This is a genomic window from Streptomyces sp. CO7 (assembly GCF_053474865.1).
Genome location: NZ_JBRIOU010000009.1, coordinates 306,413 through 308,701 on the forward strand (window position 1 = coordinate 306,413; position 2,289 = coordinate 308,701).

Below are 2,289 nucleotides of genomic sequence, written 5' to 3' on the forward strand. Positions count from 1 at the left end.
GCGCCTCAGGCGGCAGCGGCGCGGGTGCGCTCGGCGACCTGGGACAGCACCTCGACCAGGCCGTCGACGGCCTCGGTGTCGTCGGCCGGGTGCAGCTCGGCGAAGCGGACGACCGAGCCGGCGATGGCCAGCTTGGGCTCCTCGACGACCACGGCGCCGGCGATGCCGAGGGCCTTGCGCGCCTCGTCCTGGGCCCACACGCCGCCGTACTGGCCGTAGGCGGTGCCGATCACGGCGACCGGAAGACCGGACAGCGCACCGGCGCCGAACGGGCGGGACAGCCAGTCGATGGCGTTCTTCAGCACGGCCGGCATGGTGCCGTTGTACTCGGGGGTGAACCACAGGAGCGCGTCGGCGGAGCCGGCGGCCTCACGCAGACGGGCGGCCGCCTCGGGCAGCGAGCCCTCGACGTCGATGTCCTCGTTGTAGAACGGCACCTCGGCCAGACCCTCGAACACCTGCACCTCCACACCCTCGGGGGCGTGCTTGGCGGCGGCCTCGGCGAGCTGGCGGTTGTGCGAGCCGGCGCGGAGGCTGCCGACAAGGGCGAGGATGCGGACGGACATGAGCACTCCTTGGGGAAACAGGACGACAGGGGTGGCGGCGAGCAGGTGCTCACCACCTGGACGGGAAGCGGAACGCGCCGCCTCACCGACCCTCGTTCAAAGTTGTACCACCTATCCGGACCACGGTCCACTTTCGCTGTGTTGCGGTACTGTGAAGCTCATGGACACCGCTGTACCGCCGCCCTCCGGCGAACCTCTCAAGGTCGTCGGCCCCACGACCGGGGTTCCGGCGGATTCCGCGGCCGCCTCCTGCGGTCTGCGCGCCGACGCCGCCCGCAACCGCGCTCGGCTGCTGGACGCCGCCACCCGGCTGCTCGGCGAGCACGGCCTGGCCCACCTGACGATGGAGGCGGTGGCCCAGGCGGCCGGGGTCGGCAAGGGCACCGTCTTCCGGCGCTTCGGCGACCGCACGGGCCTGCTGTTCGCGCTTCTCGACCACCGCGAGCGGCAGTTCCAGACCTCGTTCCTCTCGGGCCCGCCGCCGGTCGGCCCGGGCGCGCCCGCCCTGGAGCGGCTGCACGCCTTCGGCCCGGCGGTGCTCCGGCACGAGGCGAGCCACACCGAGCTCTGGCTGGCGCTGCAGACCGACCCGCTGCGCGCTCTCAGCAGCCCGCCCCACCTGCTGCGTCACACCCATCTCACGCACCTGCTGCGCGAGCACGGCGCGCAGGGCGACGTGGAACTGCTCGCCCACACCCTGCTCGCCTTCCTGAGCACCTCGCTCACCCATCACCTGACGGTCCGCTGCGGCATCGGCCTGGACCGGGTCGAGGACGCCTGGCACCACCTGGTGGCCCGCCTGACCGCCTGCTCCTGAGTCCCCCGGGCCCGCGCCCCCGCGCTCAGGACCGGTCGTCGGCCTCCGCGCGGCGCTCGCGCAGCCGCACCGCGATCCAGGCCGCCAGCCCCACGACCGCCGCGCCGAGGACCACCTTGGACAGCACGCCCACGTACTGCTCCACGAGCTCCCAGCGGTCGCCCAGCCAGTAGCCGGCCAGGACCAGCACGGAGTTCCAGATCAGGCTTCCCAGACCGGTCAGCCCCAGGAACACCGGCAGCGGCATCCGCTCCAGTCCGGCGGGCACCGAGATCAGACTGCGGAAGACCGGCACCATCCGGCCGAAGAACACCGCCTTGGTGCCGTGCCGGGCGAACCAGTCCTCGGTCTTCTCCAGGTCGGAGGTCTTCACCAGCGGCAGTTTCGCCCACACCGCGTAGAGCCTGCGGCGGCCCAGGAGGATCCCGATCCAGTACAGCGCCACCGCGCCCACCACCGAGCCCAGGGTGGTCCAGAACAGCGCGGAGGGCAGGCTCAGCACACCCTGGCCCGCGGCGAAGCCGGTCAGGGGCAGGATCACCTCGCTGGGCAGCGGCGGGAAGAGGTTCTCCAGCGCGATCGCCAGTCCGGCCCCGGGACCGCCCAGGCGCTCCACCAGATCGACGGCCCAGCCGGCGATGCCGCCCGGCTGGTCGGGCCGCGCCGCGGCCAAGGACGAAAGCTGCATGAGGTCTCCGGGCCGCGGGGGCCGTCAGGGAACAGGGCGTCCTTCCAGCCTAGGAAACCGGTGGCCGGGACGCGGGAGCGGACGGCCGTGCCTCCAGTGGCGTTCCCCACAGCATGTTCCCGCGAAAGCGTCCCGCAGCCCCGGTCCGCAGAACTCGAGGTCAGGTCCGGGCCGGGACGCCCAGCCCCTCGACCACCTCGGCCCCGGGCAGCCCGGCC

3 protein-coding genes are annotated in these 2,289 nt (G+C 73.2%); 1 reads left to right on the plus strand and 2 read right to left on the minus strand.

Annotated elements, in window-relative coordinates; translation table 11 throughout:
* Window positions 1–5 precede the first annotated feature (5 nt).
* Window positions 6–566: an NAD(P)H-dependent oxidoreductase gene (locus tag ACOV8S_RS27980; protein WP_382558322.1), complete on the minus strand. Its 561-nt coding sequence runs from the start codon at window positions 564–566 to the stop codon at window positions 6–8.
* 160 nt (window positions 567–726) lie between these two features.
* On the opposite strand from ACOV8S_RS27980, the gene ACOV8S_RS27985 reads away from it, so the two are divergent.
* On the plus strand, window positions 727–1,383 hold the full coding sequence (locus ACOV8S_RS27985) for a TetR/AcrR family transcriptional regulator (RefSeq protein WP_448321249.1): 657 nt from the start codon (window positions 727–729) through the stop codon (window positions 1,381–1,383).
* 25 nt (window positions 1,384–1,408) lie between these two features.
* Here ACOV8S_RS27985 and ACOV8S_RS27990 read toward each other — a convergent pair whose 3' ends face one another.
* Window positions 1,409–2,071, minus strand: coding sequence for a DedA family protein (locus tag ACOV8S_RS27990; protein ID WP_448321250.1), 663 nt, complete (start codon window positions 2,069–2,071; stop codon window positions 1,409–1,411).
* Window positions 2,072–2,289: the final 218 nt, after the last annotated feature.

What these genes read in the sequence shown, in the direction of transcription:
- ACOV8S_RS27980 (WP_382558322.1), bottom strand. Translation starts at nt 566, where the DNA reads ATGTCCGTCCGCATCCTCGCCCTTGTCGGCAGCCTCCGCGCCGGCTCG.
- ACOV8S_RS27985 (WP_448321249.1), top strand. Translation starts at nt 727, where the DNA reads ATGGACACCGCTGTACCGCCGCCCTCCGGCGAACCTCTCAAGGTCGTC.
- ACOV8S_RS27990 (WP_448321250.1), bottom strand. Translation starts at nt 2,071, where the DNA reads ATGCAGCTTTCGTCCTTGGCCGCGGCGCGGCCCGACCAGCCGGGCGGC.